This is a genomic window from Myxococcus sp. AB036A (assembly GCF_006547355.1).
Lineage (GTDB): Bacteria > Myxococcota > Myxococcia > Myxococcales > Myxococcaceae > Myxococcus > Myxococcus virescens.
In genome coordinates, this window is sequence record NZ_VHLC01000024.1 from 39,450 (window position 1) to 63,624 (window position 24,175).

At 70.2% G+C, this 24,175-nt stretch carries 24 protein-coding genes; 6 read left to right on the forward strand and 18 right to left on the reverse strand.

Annotation, left to right across the window (positions count from 1 at the left end; genetic code table 11):
- Positions 1–2 precede the first annotated feature (2 nt).
- Positions 3–194 (reverse strand): cytochrome oxidase, encoded by a 192-nt coding sequence (locus FL344_RS12695; protein WP_141591119.1) that lies wholly within the window; start codon positions 192–194, stop codon positions 3–5.
- Complete coding sequence (locus FL344_RS12700) at positions 191–2,725, reverse strand: heavy metal translocating P-type ATPase (RefSeq protein WP_141618705.1); 2,535 nt, start codon at positions 2,723–2,725, stop codon at positions 191–193. Before FL344_RS12700 ends, FL344_RS12695 begins: the two co-directional genes overlap by 4 nt.
- 49 nt (positions 2,726–2,774) lie before the next feature.
- Between FL344_RS12700 and FL344_RS12705 the strand changes: the two genes are divergently transcribed.
- Positions 2,775–3,488 carry a sulfite exporter TauE/SafE family protein gene (locus FL344_RS12705; protein WP_141618706.1) on the forward strand — a complete coding sequence of 238 codons (714 nt, stop codon included), beginning with the start codon at positions 2,775–2,777 and terminating at the stop codon, positions 3,486–3,488.
- 51 nt (positions 3,489–3,539) lie between these two features.
- Here FL344_RS12705 and FL344_RS12710 read toward each other — a convergent pair whose 3' ends face one another.
- From FL344_RS12710 to FL344_RS12720, 3 genes are all read right to left on the reverse strand, one after another.
- Positions 3,540–4,196 carry a TrkA family potassium uptake protein gene (locus FL344_RS12710; RefSeq protein ID WP_141591112.1) on the reverse strand — a complete coding sequence of 219 codons (657 nt, stop codon included), beginning with the start codon at positions 4,194–4,196 and terminating at the stop codon, positions 3,540–3,542.
- Between the two features lie 9 nt (positions 4,197–4,205).
- Positions 4,206–5,612, reverse strand: a complete 1,407-nt coding sequence (locus FL344_RS12715; RefSeq protein WP_228564985.1) for a TrkH family potassium uptake protein — start codon at positions 5,610–5,612, stop codon at positions 4,206–4,208.
- An 84-nt stretch (positions 5,613–5,696) separates the two neighbouring features.
- Positions 5,697–6,338 carry a TetR/AcrR family transcriptional regulator gene (locus tag FL344_RS12720; RefSeq protein ID WP_225909458.1) on the reverse strand — a complete coding sequence of 214 codons (642 nt, stop codon included), beginning with the start codon at positions 6,336–6,338 and terminating at the stop codon, positions 5,697–5,699.
- Between the two features lie 234 nt (positions 6,339–6,572).
- Here FL344_RS12720 and FL344_RS12725 point away from each other — a divergent pair, with 234 nt between their 5' ends.
- From FL344_RS12725 to FL344_RS38495, 5 genes are all read left to right on the forward strand, one after another.
- Positions 6,573–7,157 carry a hemolysin III family protein gene (locus tag FL344_RS12725; protein ID WP_255508191.1) on the forward strand — a complete coding sequence of 195 codons (585 nt, stop codon included), beginning with the start codon at positions 6,573–6,575 and terminating at the stop codon, positions 7,155–7,157.
- 99 nt (positions 7,158–7,256) lie between these two features.
- Entirely contained in the window at positions 7,257–7,880 is a 624-nt protein-coding gene (locus tag FL344_RS12730; protein ID WP_141618708.1) for a TetR/AcrR family transcriptional regulator, read from the forward strand.
- Positions 7,877–8,770, forward strand: a complete 894-nt coding sequence (locus FL344_RS12735) for an alpha/beta fold hydrolase (RefSeq protein ID WP_228564986.1) — start codon at positions 7,877–7,879, stop codon at positions 8,768–8,770. Before FL344_RS12730 ends, FL344_RS12735 begins: the two co-directional genes overlap by 4 nt.
- A gap of 23 nt (positions 8,771–8,793) precedes the next feature.
- Entirely contained in the window at positions 8,794–9,573 is a 780-nt protein-coding gene (locus FL344_RS12740) for a crotonase/enoyl-CoA hydratase family protein (RefSeq protein ID WP_141255272.1), read from the forward strand.
- A gap of 21 nt (positions 9,574–9,594) precedes the next feature.
- Positions 9,595–9,894 carry a hypothetical protein gene (locus tag FL344_RS38495; protein ID WP_141618709.1) on the forward strand — a complete coding sequence of 100 codons (300 nt, stop codon included), beginning with the start codon at positions 9,595–9,597 and terminating at the stop codon, positions 9,892–9,894.
- Positions 9,895–9,906: 12 nt separating this feature from the next.
- Here the strand turns inward: FL344_RS38495 and FL344_RS12745 are convergent, their stop codons facing one another.
- The 13 genes from FL344_RS12745 to FL344_RS12805 all read right to left on the reverse strand — a co-directional run bounded on the left by FL344_RS12745 (position 9,907) and on the right by FL344_RS12805 (position 24,123).
- Positions 9,907–11,202 (reverse strand): YecA family protein, encoded by a 1,296-nt coding sequence (locus FL344_RS12745; protein ID WP_228564987.1) that lies wholly within the window; start codon positions 11,200–11,202, stop codon positions 9,907–9,909.
- Positions 11,203–11,279: 77 nt separating this feature from the next.
- Entirely contained in the window at positions 11,280–12,353 is a 1,074-nt protein-coding gene (locus FL344_RS12750) for an oxidoreductase (RefSeq protein ID WP_141618711.1), read from the reverse strand.
- A gap of 127 nt (positions 12,354–12,480) precedes the next feature.
- Complete coding sequence (locus tag FL344_RS12755; protein ID WP_141618712.1) at positions 12,481–13,677, reverse strand: hypothetical protein; 1,197 nt, start codon at positions 13,675–13,677, stop codon at positions 12,481–12,483.
- Positions 13,674–14,243 (reverse strand): cytochrome c, encoded by a 570-nt coding sequence (locus FL344_RS12760; protein WP_141591094.1) that lies wholly within the window; start codon positions 14,241–14,243, stop codon positions 13,674–13,676. Before FL344_RS12760 ends, FL344_RS12755 begins: the two co-directional genes overlap by 4 nt.
- On the reverse strand, positions 14,240–14,764 hold the full coding sequence (locus FL344_RS12765; protein ID WP_011555509.1) for a DUF3341 domain-containing protein: 525 nt from the start codon (positions 14,762–14,764) through the stop codon (positions 14,240–14,242). Before FL344_RS12765 ends, FL344_RS12760 begins: the two co-directional genes overlap by 4 nt.
- On the reverse strand, positions 14,761–16,239 hold the full coding sequence (gene nrfD, locus FL344_RS12770) for an NrfD/PsrC family molybdoenzyme membrane anchor subunit (protein ID WP_141618713.1): 1,479 nt from the start codon (positions 16,237–16,239) through the stop codon (positions 14,761–14,763). Before nrfD ends, FL344_RS12765 begins: the two co-directional genes overlap by 4 nt.
- Positions 16,236–19,214, reverse strand: coding sequence for a TAT-variant-translocated molybdopterin oxidoreductase (locus FL344_RS12775; RefSeq protein WP_141618714.1), 2,979 nt, complete (start codon positions 19,212–19,214; stop codon positions 16,236–16,238). Before FL344_RS12775 ends, nrfD begins: the two co-directional genes overlap by 4 nt.
- A gap of 12 nt (positions 19,215–19,226) precedes the next feature.
- The gene (locus tag FL344_RS12780) at positions 19,227–19,868 is read right to left on the reverse strand and encodes a cytochrome c3 family protein (protein WP_141618715.1); all 642 of its coding nucleotides are present in this window, start codon (positions 19,866–19,868) and stop codon (positions 19,227–19,229) included.
- An 18-nt stretch (positions 19,869–19,886) separates the two neighbouring features.
- Positions 19,887–20,504: a respiratory nitrate reductase subunit gamma gene (locus FL344_RS12785; RefSeq protein WP_141618716.1), complete on the reverse strand. Its 618-nt coding sequence runs from the start codon at positions 20,502–20,504 to the stop codon at positions 19,887–19,889.
- A complete protein-coding gene (locus tag FL344_RS12790; RefSeq protein WP_228564988.1) occupies positions 20,501–21,343 on the reverse strand; it encodes a c-type cytochrome in 843 nt (280 codons plus the stop codon). Before FL344_RS12790 ends, FL344_RS12785 begins: the two co-directional genes overlap by 4 nt.
- Positions 21,344–21,526: 183 nt before the next feature.
- Entirely contained in the window at positions 21,527–21,925 is a 399-nt protein-coding gene (locus FL344_RS12795; RefSeq protein ID WP_141591084.1) for a hypothetical protein, read from the reverse strand.
- Between the two features lie 40 nt (positions 21,926–21,965).
- On the reverse strand, positions 21,966–23,075 hold the full coding sequence (locus FL344_RS12800; RefSeq protein WP_141618717.1) for a cytochrome-c peroxidase: 1,110 nt from the start codon (positions 23,073–23,075) through the stop codon (positions 21,966–21,968).
- Between the two features lie 235 nt (positions 23,076–23,310).
- Positions 23,311–24,123 (reverse strand): hypothetical protein, encoded by an 813-nt coding sequence (locus tag FL344_RS12805; protein WP_141618718.1) that lies wholly within the window; start codon positions 24,121–24,123, stop codon positions 23,311–23,313.
- Between the last annotated feature and the right edge of the window lie 52 nt (positions 24,124–24,175).

Below are 24,175 nucleotides of genomic sequence, written 5' to 3' on the forward strand. Positions count from 1 at the left end.
CTTCACTCCTGGGAAGCGGAGGACGGGGGCTCGGGGGCGCCAGGCGCCGGACGGGCGCTGTCGTCTTCGAGCGGGAAGAGCGAGAGCCGATCGGCGTGCTCGTGGTCGCGGTGGCGCACGCTGTAGACGAACAGCAGCACCGAACTGGCGACGAGCATCAGGCTCACGAAGACCTGGAGGATGAGGACGTTCATGCCGGCACCTCCCGAAGCGGCGGCGTGGGCGAGGCGGCAGCGCGCTCGCGTGAGGCGGACAGCCACCACACCGTAAGGAGCACGGTGGCCAGACTGGTGGCGGGCATGGCCACGGCGGCGCGCAGGGGCGTCATCCAACCCGCGAGGCACACGGCGACGGCCACCACGTTGTAGCTCACCGCCAGGACCAGCAGCCGGCGCACCACCTGGCGCAACCGGGCCGACAACCGCAGTGCCTCGCGGATGGCGCCCAGACCTTCGCCCAGGAGGAAGAAGTCGCTCTTGCCGGGCATCACCGGCCGGTCGATGGCGGGTGTACCCGCGCAGAGGGCTCGCTCGAAGGCGAGGCTGTCGTTGACGCCGTCACCCAGGTACAGCGTGTCCGCCGCGTCCAGCTTCGCGACGGCCTCCGCCTTGTCCTCGGGACGCTGGCCACTCAGGGTGCGCTGGGTGGGGATGCCCAGCGCGGCGGCCATGTCACTCACGCGGCCCTGGCTGTCCCCGGAGATGAGCCACACCTCGCGGCCCTCTCCCTGGAGCGCCTGGACCTCACGGCGCGCGTCGGGACGTACCGACTCCCGGAGCTGGAAGAAGGCCACTGGCACGCCGTCACGGGTCAGCACCGGGCCCGCGGCGAGGCCCGAACCGGAGAGGAGGACCTCCACACGCCCACTCGGCCTGGAGTGGCGGCTCGCGGGGCTGCCCCATGCACGCGACGCGCCATCCGTAGGCTCGCGGTCCGGCTGCCCTGTCTCCACCCCACGCGCCTCGGTGGCCCAGTCCGCGCGGCCCAGCCGCCAGCGCACGCCTTCTCGATTCAGCTCGAGCCCCTGGCCCGCGAGCTCCGACACACGCGCCTCCGAGTCGAAGCGCGCGCCTTCCCGAGCCAGCGCGGCAGCGAGGCAGCGACTGGCGGGGTGGTTGCTGCGCGACACCAGGTCGAAGGCGATGTCGCGCGACGCGGGCGTCAACCCCGCCACCGCGGCGCGGTCCACCAGCTCCAGCCGCCCCAGCGTCAGCGTCCCCGTCTTGTCGAAGAGCACCTTTCGCACGCGCGGCAGCCGGTCCAGCAGGTCCGTGCTCCGGATGAAGAAGCCGCCGCGGCGCAGGCGCGCCTGGACCAACTCGTAGGCCAGCGGCGTGGCGATGCCGATGGCGCACGGGCACGTCACCACCAGCAGCGCCACCGCCACCTCCAATGCCTTGTCCGGCCCGGCGGGCCACCACAGCGCGAGCCCCAACGCGGAGACGAAGAGCACCGTGACGACCCAGCGGCGCGACACGCGGTCCCAGAAGCGGGTGTGTAGCGCGGGGCCCCGCGCGTCCGTGGGCGCCCGGCGGAGCAACGCCACCAGCGGCGAGTCGGTGAACGCCTGCTTCGCCTGGACACGCACGGCCTCGCGCCCGGCGTTGAACGCGCCCGCGGGCAACGCGCCGCCCTGCCCCACCGCGCGCTCGCCGGGCTCGCCCGTAATCCAATCCGTGGACACGCGGGCCCCCGAATCGAGCAGCACCGCGTCCACTGGCACCAGGTCCCCCGGCGCAATCACCAGCACGTCGCCGTCGGCCACCTCGGCGGCGCGCACGGTGGCGAGGCGTGCGCCCTCTTCCCTGCGCACGAAGAGCCCCTCCGCCCCGTCGTCATCCAGCAGGAAGCGCCGGTTGCGCTCCAACACACGTTGCTGGAGCCACCGGCCCACCAGCATCAGCGTGACGAAGGTGTTGAGCGTGTCGAAGTACGCCAGGTCGCCGCGCCCTCCGCGTGCCTGCGCCAGCGACATGCCGAACACCAGCAGGATGCCCAGGGCAATGGGCAGGTCCAGGTGCAGCACGCCGCGGCGCAAGCCCTGAAGCGCGGAGCGGAAGAAGGGCCAGCCGCCCACCACCACGACCGCGGACGACAGCCACAGACTCAGCCGTGTGAAGAGACGGAAGACATCGCCATCCTCCGGCGTGAGCCCCACGTAGAAGCTCACCGAGAACAGCATCACGTTCATCGACAGCGCGGCGCAGATGCCCAGGCGGATGGGCAGGTCCAGGCTCGTGCGCTCCGGGCGCTTGCGGCTGGGTCCGAAGAGGTAGCCAAAGCCCTCCACGCCGCGGAGGAACTCCGCCACGTCGAAGGCGCCGCGCCGCCACAGCATCCGCACCTTGCCCAGGGCCGGGTCCACCGTCAGCCCCGCCCCGCCCGGCTGCCGGCGGAACAGCTCGTTCATCAGCCACACGCATGCGGCGCAGTGGATGCCCTGCACGTCCAGTTCGAGCGCGCACAAGGGGCCAGGAGTCGCCTCCGCGCGGCTCATGAGCGGCTCCAGCCACGCGAACGCGCGTTCCTTGCGCGGCTCAGGCGCGGGCGCCGTCTTTCCTTGCGCGAGCTGGTAGTAGCGCGTGAGCCCCTGCTCCACGAGCAGGCCGTGCACGGCCTCGCACCCCACACAGCAGAAGTCGCGCGCCGCGCCCCCAGGAGGAACGGGGCTGCCGCAGTGAAGACAGGCGGCCGGAGCAGGCTCCGATGTCGTGGGGGCAGGCATTCACGATGTCACCTTGCGAACGGCATGCCTGTTGCGATGCACCGCGTTCATGTCGCCCGAACCGGCCGCACTCGCCTCGCTGCTGCACACCTCCGAACCCACCGTCATCGCCGGCGCCCTGGGCGCCTTCGTGGTGGGGCTCACAGGGAGCGTGCATTGCCTCCTCATGTGCGGACCGCTGGCCTGCGCGGGTCTCCCCAGCGTGCCAGGCCCCGAGCGCCGCCGGGCCGTCGTCGCCTACCAGGGAGCGCGCCTGGGCGCGTATGCCCTCGTGGGCGGCGCCCTGGGCATGCTGGGTGGAGGCGTCACCCAGGCGCTGGCGGTCTCCACCCGCCCCTACCTTCCCTGGCTGATGGCGCTGGCGCTGGTCGCGTCCGCGCTGGAGCTGGGCAAGCGCCTGCGCCCGCTGCCGGGCATGGCGAACCTCGCGCGCCATGTCACGCGCTGGGGCGCAAAGTTTTCGTGGACGGGCCGCGCGAGCGCAATGGGTGCGGTCACACCGCTGCTGCCCTGTGGCCTCCTCTATGGCGTCTTCGCGGTGGCGCTGGCGAGCGGTTCGTTCGGAGGCGGAGCGCTGGTGCTCGCCGCGTTCGCGCTTGGCGGCCTGCCCGCCCTGCTGGGGGCGCAGCTTCAAGCGGCGCTGTGGAAGCACCGCCCGAAGTGGATGTCCCTGCTGCTCCAACGGGCGGTGCCGCTGGCGGCGGCGGCGGTGCTCGTCTACCGCGCCGTGAGCGTGAACGCCGGCGGAGCCAGTTGTCACTGAGAAGGGCGCGGGCGTTCCGGGCGAAAGTACCGAGCCGTCCGCGCCACGAGCTCAGCGCAGCGCGGCTACGGCCTCGAGCGCGGAGGGCTCGCCCGCGACGAGCAACGCGTCGGAAGGGGTGAGCAGCCGGTCCGGGTCCGGCACCGGGAGCATGCGGTCCTGGAGCACGTCATGCACGGCCACCACGTGCACGCGGTAGCGCTGCGGCAGGGCGAGCACGCGCAGGCTCTTGCCATACCATGCCTCCGGCACTGGCATCTCCTGAAGACCGAACTCCGTTCCCAGCTGCACGTACTGAAGGAGCCGGCCACTGGTGATGCGGCTGGCCAGCCCGAGGGCGCTCTCCCGCTCGGGGAAGATGCTCTCGGTGGCCCCCAGCGCGTTGGCGATGCGCGCATGGTCATCCGACCGGACCTTCACGTAGATGTCCTGGATGCCCGTGTCCCGCAGGGCGAGCAGCGCGAGGATGCTGGCCGAAAGGTCCTCTCCCGTGGAGATGATGGCGGCGTCCGCCCCCCGCGCGCCCACTTCCTCCAACACCTGGCGCTGCGTGGCGTCTCCCACCATGGCCTTGGATACGCGCGCGCCCAGGGCGTCAACCACCGTCGGGCGCGGGTCGATGGCGATGACGTCATGCCCCTGCTCATGTAGGCGCGCGGCGATGACCGAGCCGAAGTTGCCCAGACCCACCACGATGATGCGCTTCATCCGTGCTCCTTAACCAACGATGAGGTCCTCTTGCGCGGGGCGCACGTGCCGCAGGTGCGTCCGGGCTCGGAGGCTGAGGGCGGCGAAGAAGGACAGCGGCCCCAGCCGTCCCACGAACATCAGCCCGATGATTAGCAGCTTGCCCGCCACGCTCAGGCTGGGCGACATATCCATGGTCAGCCCCACCGTGCAGAAGGCGCTGACCACCTCGAAGAAGACGGGCAGGAAGCTGGCGCGCGCGGCCTGCACCGACTCCGCTCCGCGCCCCTCCGTGAAGGAGAGCACGAAGACGGCCGCCGTCATCACCCCGAAGGCGATGAGGGCCAGCGACACCGTGCGTTCGATGGTCCCCTCCGGGATGGCGCGCCCATGCAACTCGGCGTGCCGGCGGCCCCGGATGCGCGTGAAGGCGAGCGCGCCCAGCACCGCCAGCGTCGTCGTCTTCAAGCCCCCGGCCGTGGAGCCAGGACTGCCCCCCACCACCATCAGCAGGATGGTGAAGAAGCCGCTCGCGTTGCTCACCTCGGAGTAGCTCACGCTGTTGAAGCCCGCCGTGCGCGCCGTGGCGGACATGAACCAGGCGTTGGCCACCCGGTCCACGTAGCCCAGGGGCGCCAGCGTTCCCCGCCACTCGAAGAGCGCGAAGAGCACGGTGCCGCCCACCAGCAACACCCCGGTGACGAGCAGCGCCGCGAAGGTGTGCACACTCATCCGCCGGGAGCGCTGGTCGCGGCTGCGCCACCAACGCAGCGCCTCCTCGCTCGACAGATAGCCCAGGCTCCCCATGATGATGAGGAAGGAGATGACGAGGAGCGTGAGGGGCTCCCGGTTGAAGCCCACCAGCGAATCACTGAACGTCGAGAACCCGGCGTTGCAGAAGGCGCTGACCGAATGGAAGACGGCGTGCCAGGCCGCCTCCTTCCAGCCGAAGCGCGGCAGCCACAGCAGCCACAGCAACAACGCCCCCAGCGCCTCCACCCCGAAGGTGAAGCGCGCGACCCGCAGCGTCAGCGACACCACGTTCTGCCGGTGCGTGTAGTCCATGGGCGCACCGACGATGACCTCGCTGCGGAGGGAGAGCCGCCGGCCCAACGCGCCGATGACGAGCGTGGTGAGGGTGACCAGCCCCAGGCCCCCCAACTGGATGAAGACGAGCAACCACAGTTGCCCCCAGCGGGTGAAGGCCGTCGCGGCGTTCACCACGGAGAGCCCCGTCACACACACCGCGCTCGTCATGGTGAAGAGCGCGTCGAGAAAGCCCAGGCGCGGGCCCGTATACAACGCCGGGAGCCAGAGCAACCCCGCCGTCCCCACCGCGATGAGGACCGCGAAGGAGAGCGCCAGCAGCGTCGCCGGTGAGATGGAGAACCAGCGCAGCCAGAGCCAGCGGAGGGGTGAACGAAGGAAGGAGTCCACGGAGCTGGGGAGACCATCCACCAAGTCGGGGCGTTCCACCAGTTTCCCATGCTCGAACCGGGCCTCGGAGGCGCGCCGCGGGGCTCAACCGCCGCGTCGCTTCGCGCCACGCCGCCCGTTCGAAGCAGCCGGTTCCTTCGGCAGGTGCCGCAATCCCATCCACCCGAGCGCCGCGACGTGGCGCGCGACGTGGTCAATCGAGAAGGAGCGCCCATCCTCCGCCCACCACTGCCCCACCTGCGTCACCATGCCCACCAGCGCGTTCGCATAGATGGGCGCGACCTTGGGGTTGTAGCCAGCGTGCTCGAACTCGCTCTTGAAGATGTCCGAGACGCGCAGCGCGAGATCGTCGATGACGCGCGTCAGGCCTCGCCGTCCAGCCGCCAGCGGTGAATCGCGCGTCATCACCGCGAAGCCCGCGGGCTCCTCCTTGGCGTACGTCATGAAGGCCAGCACCGCCCGCTCGAACCGTTCGCGGGGCGTGCCCGAGGCGATGCTCTCCGACACGCGCGTCACCAGGTCATCCATCTCCCGGTCCACGATGGCCGCGTAGAGCCCCTCCTTCGCGCCGAAGTGTTCGTAGACGATGGGCTTCGACACGCCCGCCTGATGGGCCACCTCCTCAATGGAGGTCGCCTCGTAACCCTTCGAGGCAAACACGCCTCGCCCCACCGCCATCAACTGGACCCGGCGGTCGGCACCCGAGAGTCGCTTCTTCGTCGCCACGTTGACCTCTAACCTACCCAACAGTAAGTTACCCAACCGGAACCTACCAACTGGTAACTCTCCGGTGGAGTTGGAGCCCCTCATGTATCCCGTCTCTCGCCGAGCCGTCTTGTCCGACACAGCCGAGCTCAACGTCCTCGCCGTCCTCGAATCGGGGGGCCGGTCCTGAGCGCCCAGGCCGCGGAGAAGCCGAAACTGCGGGGGGTCCTGCATCAGTTCGCCGCCACGGGTGCGCTGGGAGCGGGCCTGGTGCTCGTCTTGATGGCCCCGACCGACCGGGCCGCGGCGGCCGCCGCCGTGTTCGCCGTCAGCCTGGTGGTGTTGTTCTCGGTCAGCGCGACCTACCACCGGGTGAACTGGTCCACGCGAGGGAGGACGTGGATGCGGCGCATGGACCACGCCTCCATCTTCATCCTCATCGCGGGCACCTATACGCCCGTCGCGCTGCTGGGCATCTCCGGGGCCGCGGGCAACCGCCTGCTGCTCCTCATCTGGGCAGGCGCGCTCGCTGGAGTCCTGCAGTCGCTGTTCTGGATACAGGCGCCCAAGGTGGTGACGGCGGCGTTGGCCGTCGCGGTCGGCTGGACGCTGGTGCCGTACTTCGATGAAGCACGGCAAGCCCTCACGGGCAGCAACCTGGCGCTCATCCTCGCGGGGGGCGTCGCCTACACGGCGGGCGCCCTCGCCTATGCCCTGAAGCGGCCGAACCTCCGGCCCGGCGTCTTTGGCTACCACGAGCTGTTCCACGCCCTGACGCTCGTCGGTGCGGGGCTCCACTTCACGGTCGTCCTGCGGCTCGTCCGCGCCGCGACCCTGTAGACACAGGAATGCCAGGGTCAGCGTTCTGACCTCCAGACAACATGGGCCGGCCCGGCCGGCCGCTTGACTAGAATCTAGCTCTAGAATCAGATTCTAGTCATGGAGCGTAAACGTCGCAGCGCGACTGGCGAACAGAGCCGTCGTGCCATCCTGGATGCCGCGCTGGATTGCTTCTCCCGGCTGGGCTGGGCGGCGACGACCATCGAGGACATCCGCAAGGTCAGCGGCGCCAGCGTGGGCAGCGTCTACCACCACTTCGGTGCGAAGGAAGGCATCGCGGTGGCGCTCTACATCGACTGCCTGCGCCTCCATCAGGAGTCGTTGCGGGGGCGGCTGGAGCGGAAGCACGACGCGGAAGCCTTCGTGCGCACCATCGTCACCCACCACATCGCCTGGTCCCGGGAGCACCCGGAGGCCGCCCGCTATCTCCTGCGCATGCGCCGTGAGGAAGCCGTGGCCGCGGCCGAACAGGAAATCCAAACCGCGACGGGCGACTTCATCCGGGAAGGCTTCAGCCGGATGAAGGCCCATGCCCAGGCGGGCGAGCTGCTGCCACTGCCTCCGGCCGTCTACATGCCGCTGATGCTCGGCCCCGCCCAGGAATTGCTGCGCGCCTGGGCCAACGGTCACGTGGAGCTCAAGGCCGGCATCGAGAAGGTCCTCGCAGATGCCGCCTGGCGATGCCTGCGTCCGGAGACAGCCCCCTCCAGGAAGGTGCCATGATGCAGGATGACGCCCTGCCCTCTCCCGTCGCGACCGCCTCACCGGAGGTCGTCCGGATTCCCGCCCGAGATGGGCTCCCACTGGCCGCGACGGTGTACCCGGGGCTCCAGGACAATGGCGTGGTCGTCCAGATCAATCCCGCGACGGCCGTGCCGCGCAGGTACTACGACGCCTTCGCCCGGTTCCTCTCGGGCCGAGGCTTCACGGTCGTCACGTATGACTACCGGACCATGGGGGACTCGGTCGTCGACGCGTCCCTGCGCAACCAGGCCCGCTTCCAGGACTGGGGCGAGCTGGACACGCCCGCTGTGCTGGACTGGGTGACGGCGCGGTTCCCCTCGCACCGGCTGGCCGTCGTGGGCCACTCGGCGGGCGGTCAGATGCTGGGGCTGGCGGAGAACGCCTCGCGCATCCAGTCCGTGCTGATGATTGGCTCACAGCACGGCTGGTGGCGGCACTGGCCGCTCCGCCAGAGGCTGGCTTTGGCCGCCATCTGGTACGTCGCGCTGCCCGTCTCCGTCGCGCTGCTGGGCTACTTCCCTGGCCGCGCCGTGGGCTCGGAAGACCTGCCAGGAGGCATCGCGAAGCAGTGGGCGCGCTGGTGCCGCAACCCACACTACGTCTCCGATGACAACGGCGGGCCGCTGAGGCCATACAACGACCGGGTCCGGGCACGCATACGGCTCTACAGCTTCTCCGACGACGCCATCGCGCCGGAGGCCGCAGCGCGTGCGTTGCTCGACTACTACCCGAACGCGACGCGCGAGCACCTGCACCGCACGCCCGCGGAGCTCGGCATGAAGCGCATCGGCCACTTCGGCTGGTTCCGCTCCAGCACGCCCGAGGCGGTCTGGATGGAGGCGGCGGATTGGCTCGAACAGACGAAGTGACTCCACCACCCAATGAGGGACTCATGAGCAACTTCATCACGGAAGAGACCGAAGGGTTCGTGCGGAAGATTGGACTGAACCGCCCTGAGAAGCGGAACGCGATGAACATCGCGCTCATCGAGCAACTCTCGGGTGCGCTGGGGCGGGCCGAGGCCGACGAGAACGTCCGGGTGTGCGTGCTCTTCGCTCACGGCACCGTGTTCACGGCGGGGCTGGACCTCATGGATGTGTTTCCCAGGCTGGGTGACGCCCAGACGCTGTTCAGCGCGGCGGGCATCGACCCGTGGGCCACGCATGGCCCCGCGAGAACGAAGCCGCTCATCATCGCGGTGCATGGCAAGTGCCTCACGCTCGGCATCGAACTGATGCTCGCGGCCGACATCACGGTGGCTTCCGAGGACGCCACCTTCGAGCAGATTGAAATCGACCGAGGCATCTTCCCCTTCGGCGGGGGCACGGCCCGGTGGGTGCGGACCATGGGTTGGGGCAACGCGATGCAGTACCTGCTGACGGGCGATGCGCTCGACGCGCGTGAAGCGCACCGGTTGGGGCTCGTGCAGCGTGTCGTCTCGCGCGAGGCGCTGATGGAGACGGCGATGGGCCTCGCGGCCCGCATCGCGTCGAAGCCGCCCCTCGCTATCAAGGCGACCATCGAGAGCGCGCGGACGGCGGTCCTCGAAGGGGAGCGCGCCGCGGCGGCAAAGCTCCTGCCGGCCATCCAGCAGCTCGCGACGACCGAGGACGTGCAGGAGGCGCTCTCCGCCCACTTCGAACGCCGGCCCGCGACCTTCCGAGGCCGATGACTGTCTCAGGAGACCCGGAGCATGCCAGCGCATCCAGAGCCCCATCACGGGGAGCCCACCTCGCTCCGCGCGTCCGACGGATTCTCGCGCTGCGCGAGCCTCTTTGCCGCCACAGCGCCCCTCGCGGACGCATCCGCGTCCCGGGCGCGACCGGCCCGGAACGGCTTCGAGACCTTGGCCTTCGACTACCGAGGCCTTGGCCGCTCGTCGTCGTCGCCCACCCGTGCGGCGGCCATGCGCTGGGGCTCATTCAACATGCTCGGCCTGAACAACGTGCGCCCCGTGGACGCCCCGCGCCGTCATCGACCCGATGCGTCCTGATGCAGCCCCGGCTCAGGCCTGCTCGGTGCGCAGCGTCACCGGATGCTCCTTGAGCCATGACTGGCAGCGCTCGATGCGCGCGGCGGCGGCAGGCAGGCCCATGCTCAGCAGCAGCGCGCGGTAGGGCTCGAAGGCCTCCGGCGTCCACGCGGTGAGCGCCTTGAGGTCGGCCAGCGCCACCATCTCCTCGGGCGAGCGCCCCTCTGCTTCCTTCCGTGCCGTGAGCAGCGCGGCGAGCGTCATCCGCGCGGGCTCCGCCTCGAAGGCGATGGCGGCATCCATGTACGCCGTGCGGGTGGCGTCATCCGCGGCCGCATCCTTCGCCTTCTCCCGCAACCGGTCGAGCAGCCCCACGAGGAAGTCCTCGTCGAGCGCGCCCTTCACCGCGCGCATCAGCGCCGTCACCGCGTCCCGGCGCACCGAGGGCTCCGTGCCCGTGGGCAGGGCCTTCAGCGCCTGCATCGGGTCCCAGAGCGCGCACGTGAGCCACAGCTCCTCTTCGGGCGAGAAGACGGCCGGCGTCGTCGAGGCCCGCAGCCACGCCTCCACGCGGGCGGCGCGCTCCTTGGCCTCGCGAGCGATGCGCTCGGCCAGCTCCGGGTCCTCTTGCACGTACTTGAGCAGCGCGCCCACGTCGCCGCCGCGAGCCTGTTGGAGCGCGGCCTTCGCCTCGTCGGAGAGGGACTCCTCCTCGAGCCCCTTCACCAGCGCCTCGTACTTCTGGGACAGCTCCTTGTGCCTGGCGCTCCACTCGCGGAATTGCACGTCGAAGACGACGTCCAGGACGGGGATGTCCTCCGGCCGGGCCTTGCCCATCCGCTTGGACGCGGAGGCCAGCAGTGTACCCACGCCGATGGCGCGCCGGTCCTCCGCGGACAGGCCGGGCGTGGACATCTTGGACATCAGCGCGGCGCCGAGCGCCTCCAGGAATGCAGGCGTGCCGAGCGCGCGCACCGTTCCCACCAACAGCTCGCGACGGGCGCTGGCGGCGTCCTGCTCCGTGTTCTCCGAAAGGCGGGCCAGTTCATTCCCCACGTGCTCGGAGAAGGCCTTCACATCGAAGCGCAGGCCCGGCGCCGGTCCCCAGTCCGTCAGCAACTCCGCCAGCCGCTCCAGGGCACCGGACAGCTTGGACACATCGGGGTCGCCCAGCACTTCCATCGCCGCCTCGAGGTCGGCCCTGGCAGACGAGGCGGGGGCGGCGGGCGGCGCGGCGCGTGCCCGGTCCTCGGCGGCATGGCAGACCTTGTACTTCTTGCCACTGCCACAGGGACACGGGTCGTTTCGGCCGGGCTTCTTCGAGCTCAAGAGGTCCTCAGGGGGTCGCGCAGGCGACAAGGAGAGTCCACGACGGGGCTAGGAGTAGGCATCCCACCGGGCGGGAATCAAGCAGCGCCTGCGTCGAAGGCGGCACGCTCCGCCTCCGAGAGGTCCAGGCCCTGTGCGCCGCCACGCTCTTGCGCCCGGATGCCCGCCTCCAGCACGGCCTGGACGGCCACAGCCTGGATGGGCGTCACGGGGTTGGGCGCCCCTCCCAGCAGGGCATCCCGGATGCCCGCATAGTACTGGCGGTAGTCCCCTGCCGAAGCGACGGTAGGCGCGCCATCCCGTCCAGGCGCCGGGGCCTCGCCCCACTCCGCGCCTTCTGGAGACTCACCCATCACCAGACGTGGCACCTGCGGCTCCCTGCCCAAAGTGAGCCACGAGCCCCGTGAGCCATGTACGGCGAAGCGAGGCATCAGGGCCGCGATGAGCATGGAGGCTTGGAGCACCACCTGCCGCCGTGGATAGACGAGTGTGTACTGGAACCAGTCATCGACGAAGGCGCCCTCGCGCAAGACCTCACGCGTACCGGACACCGACTCCGGCAGTCCAAACAGTTGCAGCGCCTGATCGACGAGGTGCGGCCCCAGGTCGAACCACACGCCCGCGCCCGGAACCATCTGTTCCCGCCACTGGGTGCGGACCTCCGGGCGGAACCGGTCGAAGCGCGACTCGACGTGAGCAACGTGGCCCAGGGTGCCTTCCGCCAGCAGCGCCTTCAACGCCAGGAAGTCGGTGTCCCAACGCCGGTTGTGGAACACCGAGAGCAGCAGGCCACGCGACTCCGCCAGGGCCCGCAACGCGCGGGCCTCGGCCAGGGTGATGGTGAAGGGCTTGTCGACGACGACGTGCTTTCCCGCCCGGAGCGCGGCCTCGGCCAGCGGGGCGTGTCGGTCATTCGCCGTGGCGATGACAACCAGGTCCACGTCGGCATGTGTGGCTCCGTCCTCGTGGGAGCCGCAGAGGGTGACGTGTGGCAGCGTGGACCGCACCGCCGCTTCCTGGCGCGAGGCGACGACCTGGAGCACCAGCCCGTCCACACCTTGAATCAGCGGAGCGTGGATGGACCTGCCCGCGATGCCGTAGCCCAGCAAGGCCACTCGGAGGGGGGCTCGTCCAGGAGGGGAGAAGGCCATGTCGCACCCTACCCTGGAAAGGGCAACGCCGCCCGCCGAGGAGGACGGGCGGCGTCGCGGTCGGGAGCGGGCTTCCGGGGAGGCCTCGGCGCCGAGGCTTCCACCGCTCCCTTTCTCTGGAACAGGCTCAGGTGTGGTGGTGCAGGCTCTCCACCAGGTACGGGTCACCCACCGGCACCATGGGCGTGGAGCGCACGGTGCGCGTCACCGCCAATGTGAAGAGCGCCGCCATTCCCACGAAGCCGGCGAGCTCGAACACTCCCAGGGCGACACCGTCAGGCTGACCGCCAGGCACCACCATCAGGTACAGGTCCAGCCAGCGGCCTACCAGGAGGATGGCGGCCACCCGCAGCAGGTGCGACGGATTGCGCTTCGCGGGCCTCGGCAGCAGCAGCACGAAGGGCAGCGCCCAGTTGAGCGCCACGTTCACGTAGAACGCCACCGCCCAGGTGCCGTGCAGCCGGGTGACGAAGTAGACCGTCTCCTCAGGGATGTTCGCGTACCAGATGAGCAGGAACTGCGAGAACCACAAATAGGCCCACAGCGTGGCGAAGCCGAACATCAGCTTGCCCAAATCGTGAAGGTGGCTGGTGTTGAGCTGCGGCAGCGCGCCCGCGCGGTGGAGCAGGATCGCCGTCACGGTGATGGCGCACACCGTGGAACTGAGCAGGCCCGCGATGTTGTAGAGCGCGTAGATGGTGCTGAACCAGTGCGGCTCCAGGGTCATCAACCAGTCGAACGCGGCCAGACAGAAGGTCAGCGAGAAGAGCACCAGGAACACCGCCGACACCGTCACGTTGCGCCCGGCCAGCTCCAGGGAGCGCTCCGCGTCCTGCCGCAGGGAGATGCGCCGCAGCATCCACGTGAAGCCCACCCACAGCGCCAGCATCACCACCATGCGGACCGCGAAGAAGGGCACGTTGAGGAAGGCTGCCTTCTCGTGCAGCAGGTGGTCCGTCTCCATGACACCTGGCTTCGCCCACGGATACAGCGTGGACACGAAGGGCAGCAACGCCAGAATCGTCACGGCCCCCCAGGGCACGTAGGCCGCGAAGGCCTCGGGGATGCGCTTGAACACGGTGAACCAGCCCGCGTTGGCCACGTACATCAGCGCCAGGAACACCGCGCCGCCCAGGCCCAGGCAGAGGAAGTAGAAGCCGCTGGTGAGCAGGCTCGTCAGGGCACGCTCACGCGCGATGGCCAACCCCGCCACCAGGATGCCCAGGCCCACGCCGGCCAACACCTGCGCCGCGCGGTGCACGGCGGGAGGAACCTCGAAGCCACTGGTCGAAACAGCGGCGGCCTCATGCGTCGAAGCGCTCATGGCACGTCCTTCCGCGCCGTCCGCGCGGGGTCCTGCAAGGTCCGGACATAGTGGACGATCTTCCACCGGTCCTCTGGAGCCACCTGCGAGCCATGGGCCGGCATCAGCCCCTGCCCATGGGTGATGATGTGGAACACCTGCCCGTCGGGGAGCTGCTTCGCGCGCTCCGCCAGCAGCGACGGCGGCATGGGGAAGCGGGCGGTGACGAGCCCGTCTCCCAGGCCCTCCGGGCCGTGGCACGGCCCGCAGTAGCGCGAGAAGGTCACCTTGCCCCGCGCCAGGACCTCCGGAGAGGCCGGGTACGGATTCTGGAGCTCCCGCCCCGCGCGCGCCGCCTCCTCGGCGCCCGCGGCCAGGTGCAGCGGCTGATACCCACGCGGCACCGTCCCCTTCACCGGCGCCAGCAACGTCTTGCCGTCCACGGTGACGGGGTTGGCCGCGAAGGTGTCAAACGGCACGGACGACACCATGTCCGGCGCGTATTCGAAGTTGGGCCGCGTCTCGTCCTGCTCGCAGCCCGCGACGGTCAGACTCAGGACCACCACGCCCAGGTGCAGCCTTCTCACGACGCCACCTCCTCCAGCAGGTCCGTCGCCACCGCGCCGTGGCGGCGCATCAGGTCCTCGGCCGCGTCCAGCTCCGAGGGGGCCTCGCGCGGCGTCACCGCGATGGCGAACCGGTCATCCGTGACACGCGGGAGCACCGAGCGGCGGCTCCCGGGGAAGAGCTTCGCCCGCGCCAGGAAGGCCGCCACCGTCGCCAGCGCCGCGAACAGCACCGTCAGCTCGAAGGTCACCGGGATGAACGCGGGGAAGGAGTTGAAGGGCTTGCCGCCCACGTTGAGCGGCCAGCTCACGACGCTGGTGTAGTACTGGAGCGACAGCGCCAGCGTGCAGCCCAGCAGGCCCGCGCCGAAGCACACCCAGGTGAGGCGGCTGGGCTTGAGGCCCATGGCGTCATCCAGCCCGTGCACCGCATACGGCGTGTACACGTCGTGGAGGACGAAGCCCGCCTCCCGCACCGCCCGGGTGGCGTCGAGCACCTGCGCCTCACTGTCGAAGTAGCCGATGAGAACCGGGGCACTCATACAGGTGCATCCTTTCGGGTGGCGATGGCCAGCGGCACCGGCGACGCGGGCCGGTGGGCCACGGGGTGCGGCTCCTCGGCGACGGGCTTCGCGGGCGGGTGTGGCTGCGCCGCATGGCCGTCACGCGCGAAGCCCAGCACGCTCTTCACCTCGCCGATGGAGATGATGGGCAGCACGCGGACGAAGAGCAGGAACAGCGTGAAGAAGAGACCGAAGGTGCCGATGAAGGTCCCCACCTCCACCATCGTCGGCGTGTACATGGCCCAGCTCGACGGCAGGAAGTCGCGGTGGAGGCTGGTGACGATGATGACGAAGCGCTCGAACCACATGCCCACGTTGATGACCAGCGACAGGACGAAGATGGCTGCGGGCGAGGTGCGAATCTTCTTGAACCAGAAGAGGTGCGGCGACACCACGTTGCACGTCACCATGATCCAGTACGCCCAGGCGTAGGGACCGAAGGCGCGGTTCATGAAGGCGAAGCGCTCGTAGGGGTTGCCCGAGTACCAGGCGATGAAGAACTCCGTCGCGTACGCCAGCGACACCAGGCCACCCGTGACGATGATGATTTTCGTCATGTTCTCCAGGTGGCGCAGGGTGATGAGGTGCTCGTAGCCCAGCACCACGCGGGTGATGATCATCAGCGTCAGCACCATGGCGAAGCCGCTGAACACCGCGCCCGCGACGAAGTACGGCGGGAAGATGGTGGTGTGCCAGCCGGGGATGACCGACGTGGCGAAGTCCATGGAGACGATGGTGTGCACGCTGAGCACCAGCGGCGTCGCCAGACCCGCCAGCAGCAGGTACACCGTCTCGTAGCGGCTCCACGTCCGGTTCGAGCCCGTCCACCCCAGCGACATCACCTTGAAGACGGCCTTGCGAATCCCCGCCTTCGCCCTGTCGCGCACGGTGGCCAGGTCCGGAATCAGGCCCACGTACCAGAACACCGCCGACACGGTGAAGTACGTGGAGATGGCGAACACGTCCCACAAGAGCGGCGAGCGGAAGTTCACCCACAGGCTGCCGCGGTCGTTCGGATACGGCATCACCCAGAAGGCCAGCCACGGCCGGCCCATGTGGATGAGGGGGAAGAGCGCCGCGCACATCACGGCGAACAGCGTCATCGCCTCCGCCGCGCGGTTGATGCTGGTGCGCCACTTCTGCCGGAAGAGGAAGAGGATGGCGGAGATGAGCGTGCCGGCGTGGCCAATGCCCACCCAGAACACGAAGTTGGTGATGTCGAAGGCCCAGCCAATCGTCTTGTTGAGGCCCCACACGCCGATGCCCGTGGCCACCTGGTAGCCAACGATGCCGGCGCCCGTGCCGAGCACGGACACCGCGATGCCAAAGGCCACCCACCACTTCCACGTGGGGGCCCGCTCCATGGGGGCGCAGATCTCCTCGGTGAGCTGGCCCAGGGAGCGCGGCTCGGTGACGAGCGGTTCGCGCAGCGGGGACAGATGCTGGTTGCTCATGTGCCGCTTCCCGACCCGGTGTTCCGGATCTTCGTGAGGTAGGTGATGGACGACCCGATGTTCAGCTCCTCCAGCAGCCGGAACGCCCGCCCGTCCTTCGCCAGTCGCGCCACCTGGCTGTCGGGGTCGTTCACGTCACCGAAGTGGATGGCCTTCGCAGGGCAGCTCTGCTGGCACGCCGTCTGGATGTCCCCGTCACGCAGCGGGCGGCCTTCCCGGTTCGCGGCGGCCTTGGACTCCTGGATGCGCTGTACGCACATCGAGCACTTCTCCATGACGCCCCGGCTGCGCACCACGACGTCCGGGTTGAGCACCATCCGCTCCAACGGCTCGGCGTGCTCGTAGTCGAACCAGTTGAAGCGGCGGACCTTCGTGGGGCAGTTGTTGGCGCAGTACCGCGTCCCCACGCAGCGGTTGTAGACCTGCTGATTGAGGCCCTCGCTGGAGTGCACCGTGGCCAGCACCGGGCACACCGTCTCGCACGGCGCATTCTCACAGTGCTGGCACATCATCGGCTGGTGGACGACCTGGGGATTGGCTTCGTCCCCCTGGTAGTACCGGTCGATGCGCATCCAGTGCATGTCCCGCCGGCGCAGCACCTCGTCGCGCCCCACGCTGGGGATGTTGTTCTCCGCCTGGCACGACACCACGCAGGCCGAGCACCCCGTGCAGGCGCTCAGGTCCACCGCCAGCGCCCAGCGATGCCCCTTGTACTCGTGCCCCGACCACAGGGAGAGCGAGTGCCCTCCCCCGCCGTGCCCCGCCTGCACCTCGTTGCCCGCGCGCGGGTTGGCCAGGAAAGCAGCCAGCTCCGCCTCGCGCACGTGCGGCCGTCCCTCCAGCCGGTGGTGCGTCTGCGTCAGCGCCAGGGGCTGCTGCTCGCCCGTGGCCTGCACCGTGACGCCAGGCACCGTGCGCCGCGCGCGTCCGCCCACCACCGCCGACAGCGGGTAGCCATTGACGCCGATGCCATCCGCGACGCGCCCGGCCTGCGTGCGGCCGTAGCCCACCGCCACCGCGATTACAGAGGGGTGCGTTCCCGCCTGCACCAGCACGGGCACCGACAGCGTCGTGCTCCCCGCGCGCACCTGGACGACGTCGCCGTCCTTCAGTCCCAGCGCCTTCGCGCGGGCCGGAGCGATGCACGCCGGGTTGCCCCACGTCACCTTGGTGATGGGGTCCGCCACCTCCTGGAGCCAGGCGTTGTTCGCGGGGGCACCGTCACGCAGCGCCACCGTGGGATACAGCACCAGCTCCCACTCCGCGGCCTGACGGGCCACGCCGGCCAGCGCCTTCGCCAGCCCCTCCTCGCGGAAGGCGGGCGCTTCCGCCGCGGCGGCGCCGAGCGTCACCACGCCCCGGCGGAGGGCATCGTCCCAGAAGGCGATGAAGCCCTGCCCCAGGCTGCTGGCCTGGGGGAAGACCTCCGCCTCCCAGCGCGCGCGGAGGAAGTCGTAGTGCGGCTGGGGCGCTCCCGCCCACTGGAGCAGCGACTCCACGCCGCTGCGCGTCTCGTGTAGCGGCGCCACCGCGGGCTGGCGCAGTGACACGACGCCCCGGCGCACCTCCGCGTCGCCCCACGACTCCAGCGCGGTGGACTCCGGTGCATGGAGGCCCACGTGCACGGCCGTCTCGTCCCGCCGGTCGCTGGTGGACAGCGTGAGCGGCACGTCCTTCAGCAGCGCGGCCAGCTCCGCGCCGCGCGGGTCGCTGTAGACGGGATTGACGCCCATGAAGAGCACCGCGCCCACGCTGCCGGCGCGCAGTTCGGTCAGCAGCGTCCCCAAGGACAGCGCGTCCGCGTCCAGCGCCGTGCCGTCCGCCAGCGACACCGTGTGGCCCTCGTTGCCCAGCAGCGCGTTGGCGACGTTGGCCAGCACCTGCGTGGCCACGTCATCACCACCCGCCACCACCAGGGCGTCCTGACGCTGGGCCCACAGCGAGTCCGCGAGCTCCCCCCTCGCGGCCTCGTCCAGCGCGGGCGGCGGCAGCGACGCCAATCCGGGCACCTCGCGGCCCGCCTTCACCGCCAGCCGCCGCACCAGGTCCGCCAGCACCAGCGCCACATCGGAAGGCGCCACCACGAAGCGGCGGTCCGCGGCGGCACCGGTGAGCGTCATCACCGGCTCCACCTGGAAGTGCCGCAACATCGTCCGGCGCCGGGCCGCGTCGCGCGACTCCGCGTACTGCCGGGTGAAGGCCACGGGCGACACCCACGTCCCCAGGAAGTCCGCGCCGAAGCTGGCGATGACGGCGGCCTTGTCGAAGCGGTAGTCCGGCACGGCGCGCACGCCATGCGTGACGCGGTGGGCGTCGGCGATGGCGGACAGCTCCCCCAGGGCTTCGTCGCGCACCGTCCGCGCGGTGGGGTGCGCGGCCAGGAAGCGCTTCACGGCCGCCTCCGCCGTGGGCCCCAGGTGCCAGGGCAACACCACGCGGATGGCCTTCCCCGCCTCGGTGGCCTTGCGCAGGGCCTGCGTGACGTCCGCGTCCAGGTCCGTCCAGGACACGCGCGTGGCGCCGCGGGTGGGGTAACGGGCGCGGCTCGCGTCGTAGAGCGACAGCACCGACGCCTGGCCCACCGCGCACACGCCACCGCGCGACACGGGGTGCTCGTCGTTGCCCTCCACCTTGATGGGGCGGCCATCGCGCGTCTTCAGCAGCAGGCCGCACCGGGCGCTGCACCCGTTGCAGGTGGACGCGTACCAGAGCGCCAGCCCCGGCGTGACTTCATCCGGGCGCGCCACGTAGGGGATGATTTCCTGCACCGGCGCGCGCTGGCAGGCCACCATGGCCGCCGCGGCGCTCAGGCCCATCAGCTTGAAGAAGTCACGGCGGCTGTTCGCATCCGGAGGCGTGGCGGCGACGCCCACGGGGAGCGGCTCCGCGAATTCATCCTGCGTCTGTGCGAGCGCGCCAAGGTCGCCAGCGCGCTCCGCCAGGCTCTGCCAGTACTTGGGAAGTGGGTCGGACATGGATGGGACTCCTCAGCGGTGGCAGCTCGAGCAGTCCGTAGGGGGCTGCAGGATTCGAGGGGCCTTCAATGGCTCCGGTGCGGGTGCGCCGGACGACAGGGCCAGCAGCTCTCCAGCGCGGGGCGCGGAAGGCGGCGGCGCGGACACCTGCTTCGCCGCCGTGTCGCGGTGGCAATCCAGGCACCAGCCCATCGTCATGGGCTCCTTCTGCTCCACGCGCACCATCTCCTGCACGGGCCCGTGGCACGTCTGGCAGTCCAGGCCCGCGCCCACGTGGCTGGCGTGGTTGAAGTACGCGTGGTCCGGCAGGCGGTGGATGCGCACCCACGCCAGCGGCTTGTTCTCCGCCACCGCGGCCGCGACCTTCTGGATTTCGCGCGAGTCCGTCTTCACCTGCGTGTGGCAGTTCATGCACACGCTGGTGGAGGGCACGCCGGCGTGGCGGCTCTTCTCCGCGCCCACGTGGCAGTACTGACAATCCAGGCCGTACTGCCCGGCGTGGACGGCGTGGGAGAAGGCCACGGGCTGCTCGGGCATGTAGCCCTGCTGGTTGTTCACCGGGCCGCTACAGCCCGCCAGGGAGAGCGCGGCCAGCGGGCCCATCCAGGCAGCGGTCAGGGCACGGCAAGAGAAGCGATTCGAGGCGACTTTCATGACGGGTGTGCCGCCGCGTCAGCGGGCGGTCTCCTCCCGAGGCGTGACGAGCAGGGGCGCGGTGATGGGCTCGGGCCGCGCGCGGATGAAGAGAGCCAGCGCCAGCACCACCATCCCGAACAGGGTGTGGAACTGGACGATGAAGGGCGCCTGCGCCAGCAGCGACGCGTCCGGCTGGAAGGCCAGCACCGAGCGCAGGTACGGCACCACCACGTGGACGTACCAGGCCGAGCCCCAGCGCAGCGCCACCGCCAGGTAGAGGCCAGAGCACGACTGCGCGAACAGCAACCCCAGCAGCGCGGCGGTGCTCCACTGCCCTTCTCGCGCGCGGCGCAGCGTCAGGCCCACCAGGCCCCAGGTGAGCAGCAGCGCGCCAATGAGGCCCACCGCCTCCAGCGTGAAGAGGCGGCCCGGCGACGCATTGAAGGCCTGCATCGCACGCGGCGCCAGCAGCCCCAGCAGGTGGATGAGGGCCACGATGACGCCCCCCGCCAGCACGGCCCGCCCAGAGAGCGTCCAGGGCGTGGGCGCGCTGGGGGCATTCGCGGGCGCGCGTGCCATCAGCCGGCGCGCCACGCCCACCACGGCCGCGCCCGCCGCCACGTAGGGGATGGCGGAAAAGAGGGCTTCACTCACGGCTGACCTCGCTTGGTGTGCGCGTTGAAGGCAACGCCCATGAACCCGAGCACCGCGAGCATCCCGACGAGGCCCAGGTAGAAGAAGTCCCTGTCCGTGCGAGGCTTGCTGCCGTCGCGCGACACGTCCGCGAGGTACGCCTTGAGGGCGTATTGCTCCTCCTCCTCCAGCGGGGCCTTCGCGTACAGCGCGGCCATCATCGGCGTGTCCAGCTTCGCCAGGAGAGGCCGCATGCCGCGCTCGCCCATGCGCGCGAAGGCGAAGGTGAGGTTGGGCCCCAGCGTGCCGCCGCCCGCCACGCCCAGCCCGCGCACGTCATGACAGCCGAAACAGGCGGGACCGCCCTTTGCCAGGGCTTCCGTGCCCTCGAAGAGCCGGCGGCCGCGCGCAACCTCTTCCGAGGTCGCATCCGTGCCCATCTTCGCCGCGGGCGACGGCTTGCAGCCGCCCGCCCCCTTCTTCGTGCAGTCGCGGAAGAAGGCGTAGAGGGCGCCGAGTTCCTCGGGAGCGAGCTGCTGGTCCGGCATCCGGATGCCGTTGAACTGCTTCAGCAGCGCGTTGGCCACCGGGTCGCCTTCGTCAATGACGGCGCCGGGGCTGGTGATGAAGCGGGTGACCCATGCCTCGTCGCGCCGCTCCATGACGCCGTGCAGGTCCGGCCCCACGCGGTCGCCCTCGCCCACCGTGTGACAGGTGGCGCAGCGCTGCGTGAAGAGCGTGGCCCCTTGCGAGGCGCTCTGCGCCCCCGCCACTGGCGCCGCCACCAGGGCCAGAAGCTGAATGACGGGGACGAGCCCCCGCGCCATGCGCGGTCGTCCGTCCTGGGCGTGTGTCCGCATCGCCGCGTGCCCCTCCTCGAAGGGAGGCCGGGCTCACTGCCCGGCACGCACGACACGAATTGCAATGCGAGGGCCAGAATGACGAAAGGCCAACACCCAGGCGAACATGCGTGGGGGTTGGCCTGATGCGCGCAGCATTTGCGCCGCGCGCCGTGATTCAGCGCAGCATTTACCCGGCGCGGCTCACATCGCCGTCGTGGTGAACACGCCACGGCTAATGGCCATGATGCCGCCGATGATGAAGACGATGGACACCGCCACGCCCACCAGCGGCAGCACGAAGGTCGGCTGCGGCTTGCGGCGGTTGATGGACAGCGTCGCCTGCGCCACGCCGGCGGCGAGCACCATCATCACGATGTGCCCGATGAGCGCCGGGTAATAGAAGCGCGTCACCAGCACGCCGACGCCCAGCAGCACCTGAAGCTGGAGCAGCCCGGAGTAGGCCGAGCCCAGGATGCGCCCCAGCTTGTCGAAGGGCTTCCGGGTGGCGAGCCCGGAGACGAAGTACGCGAGGGCCAGGATTCCAGCCAGCAGCACCAGATAGCGGAGCCCGGAGTGGGCGTAGAAGAGCATTCGGTCCATGGGCCTCGCTGCTTAGCAACGCGCGGGGCGCCGCGCACGTTTAAGACGGGTCCGGCTTGGGCGTCTTCGCGGTGCTGGGGGGAAGCTCCGGCGGGGCGATGAACTCCGCGGGGGGCAGCTCCCCCGTGAGGCTCTTGAGGAAGGCGACCAGGTCGTCCACCTCGGGGTCCGTCAGCGTGCGCGCCAGTTGGTGCTTCGCCATCAGCCGCACCATCTGCGGCAGCTCCACCACGCTGCCGTCGTGCAGGTACGGCCCCGTCTTGTCCACGTTGAGGAGCGTGGGCACCCGGAACTTGCCCCGGTCATCCTCGTTCTTCGTGGCGTCGAAGCGGCCCGCGTCCTTCAGGCCCGGGTAGTCCTCGATGAGGCCCAGCTTCTGGAAGGAGGTACCGCCCACGGCGGGGCCGTTGTGGCAGGTGGTGCACCCGGTGGTGGCGAAGAGCTGCAGGCCCCGCTGCTCCTGCTCCGTGAGCGCGTCGTGCTTGCCGCCCACGAAGGCGTCGAAGCGCGAGGTCGTGACGAGCTTGCGCTCGAAGGCGGCGATGGCGCGCGCGGTGTTGGCCATGGTCACCGGCTTCTTGTCGCCCGGGAAGGCCTCACGGAAACGCTTCGTGTACTCCGGGATCGAGGACAGCGTGGCCAGCACGCGCTTCTCATCCGGCATGGCCATCTCCACCGGATTGAGGATGGGGCCCGTGGCCTGCGCCTCCAGCGTGTCCGCGCGCCCGTCCCAGAACTGCGCGATGTGCCCGGCCGCGTTGTACACGGTGGGCGAGTTGCGCGTGCCCTTCAGCCCCTTGTGGCCGTCCGACAGTGCCTTGTTGTCCACGCCGAAGGTCGTCAGGCCGTGGCAGGTGTTGCAGGACACGTCGTGGTTCTTCGACAGGCGCGGCTCGAAGTAGAGCATCCGCCCCAGCGCCACCTGGGCGTCGGTGTCCTCGGGGGGAGGCGGCGCGTCCTTGCGCTGGGGCAGCGGCTTGAAGAAGTGCGCGAGCTGCTCGGCCGACATCGGCTTGGGCGCCGGCAGCTTCTGGGCTTCCGGCGCGGCCACGGGCGCCTCGGCGGGCGGCAGCGTCCGCTCACACCCCGTGAGCGCACTGACGCCCAGAGCGGACAGCGACAGCAGCGAGACCCACCGGTTCTGAATCATGGAAGCCCTCCATGGCCGCTTCGATAGCGCGGCGCAAGCTACCAGCAATCAGCCCGGGAGGAATGCTGTGTCGCGACATCCCTGTACGTCCGCTTTCCGGACCCATCAGCCACCGGGCCGCCTTCCCGCTCCGGAAGCACTCGAACGACCAGGGTGGCCTGCGAGACTCCCGACAGCGCGCTACCTCCCAGTCTCAGCCCGCCGTGCGTGCTGCAGCAAACAGGGCCCCTGTGCCTCAGGGCCGGGCGCGCGGCGCATCGAGCGGCATCGACGAGACGATGGAGGACGGATGCGGGATGACAGCGGCGGTGGTCCGGTGGAGGACGTGGAGGTGCTCGTCTGCCGGAAGTGCCTGATGAAGGGCGGCACGCGTGCCGGAGGACTGGACCTGCCGCGCTGGCTCCAAGGCACGCTCACCGAACGCGGCCTGGGGGAACAGGTCCGCGTGCTCCCCTCCGGCTGCATGAACCAATGCCCGCGCGGCAAGGTCACCGTGCTCGTCTCCAGCGCCTCCGGCCGCGGCGGCGCCCTGGTGACGGTGGACCCGAGGCTGCATCGAGAGGAGCTGGTACAGCTCGTCGAACGCCATGCGCGTGGCGAGCCCACCCGGGAGGCTCCCGTCTCCAGCGACGTGGAGGCGGAGCGCGACGGGGTGACGTAGCCGCGCCCGGCGGGCCACCTCGGACGGCGTGTCGTCACGGCGGAAGACGAGCCGGTCCACCACGTACGACACCGCGAGCCCGGACGCCGTGCCCACCGCATCCCACGCCAGGTCCTTCATCGAGAACGTCGTCCCGCGCCCCAAGTCATAGAGCTCCTTGCCCACCCCCGCGCCCATCGCGAGCCCCGCGCCGGTGAGCCAGCGCGCGTGGGGATTGTCGAAGAGCAGCGCGCCCCCGGCGTACCCCGCGCCCGCGAACACGAAACACGCCGCGAAATGCTTGGGCTTGTCCGGCCCCAGCCACTCATCGCCCGACGCGGCGCGCGCGCCGAGAGGAGCCAGGAAGACAAGCAACAGCAAGCTGGGCAGCAGGGCGTGCAGGTGCATGTCTTTCCCTGTAGCACCACACGACCCGTCAGGGCGCCCTGTCTCTCCGTGA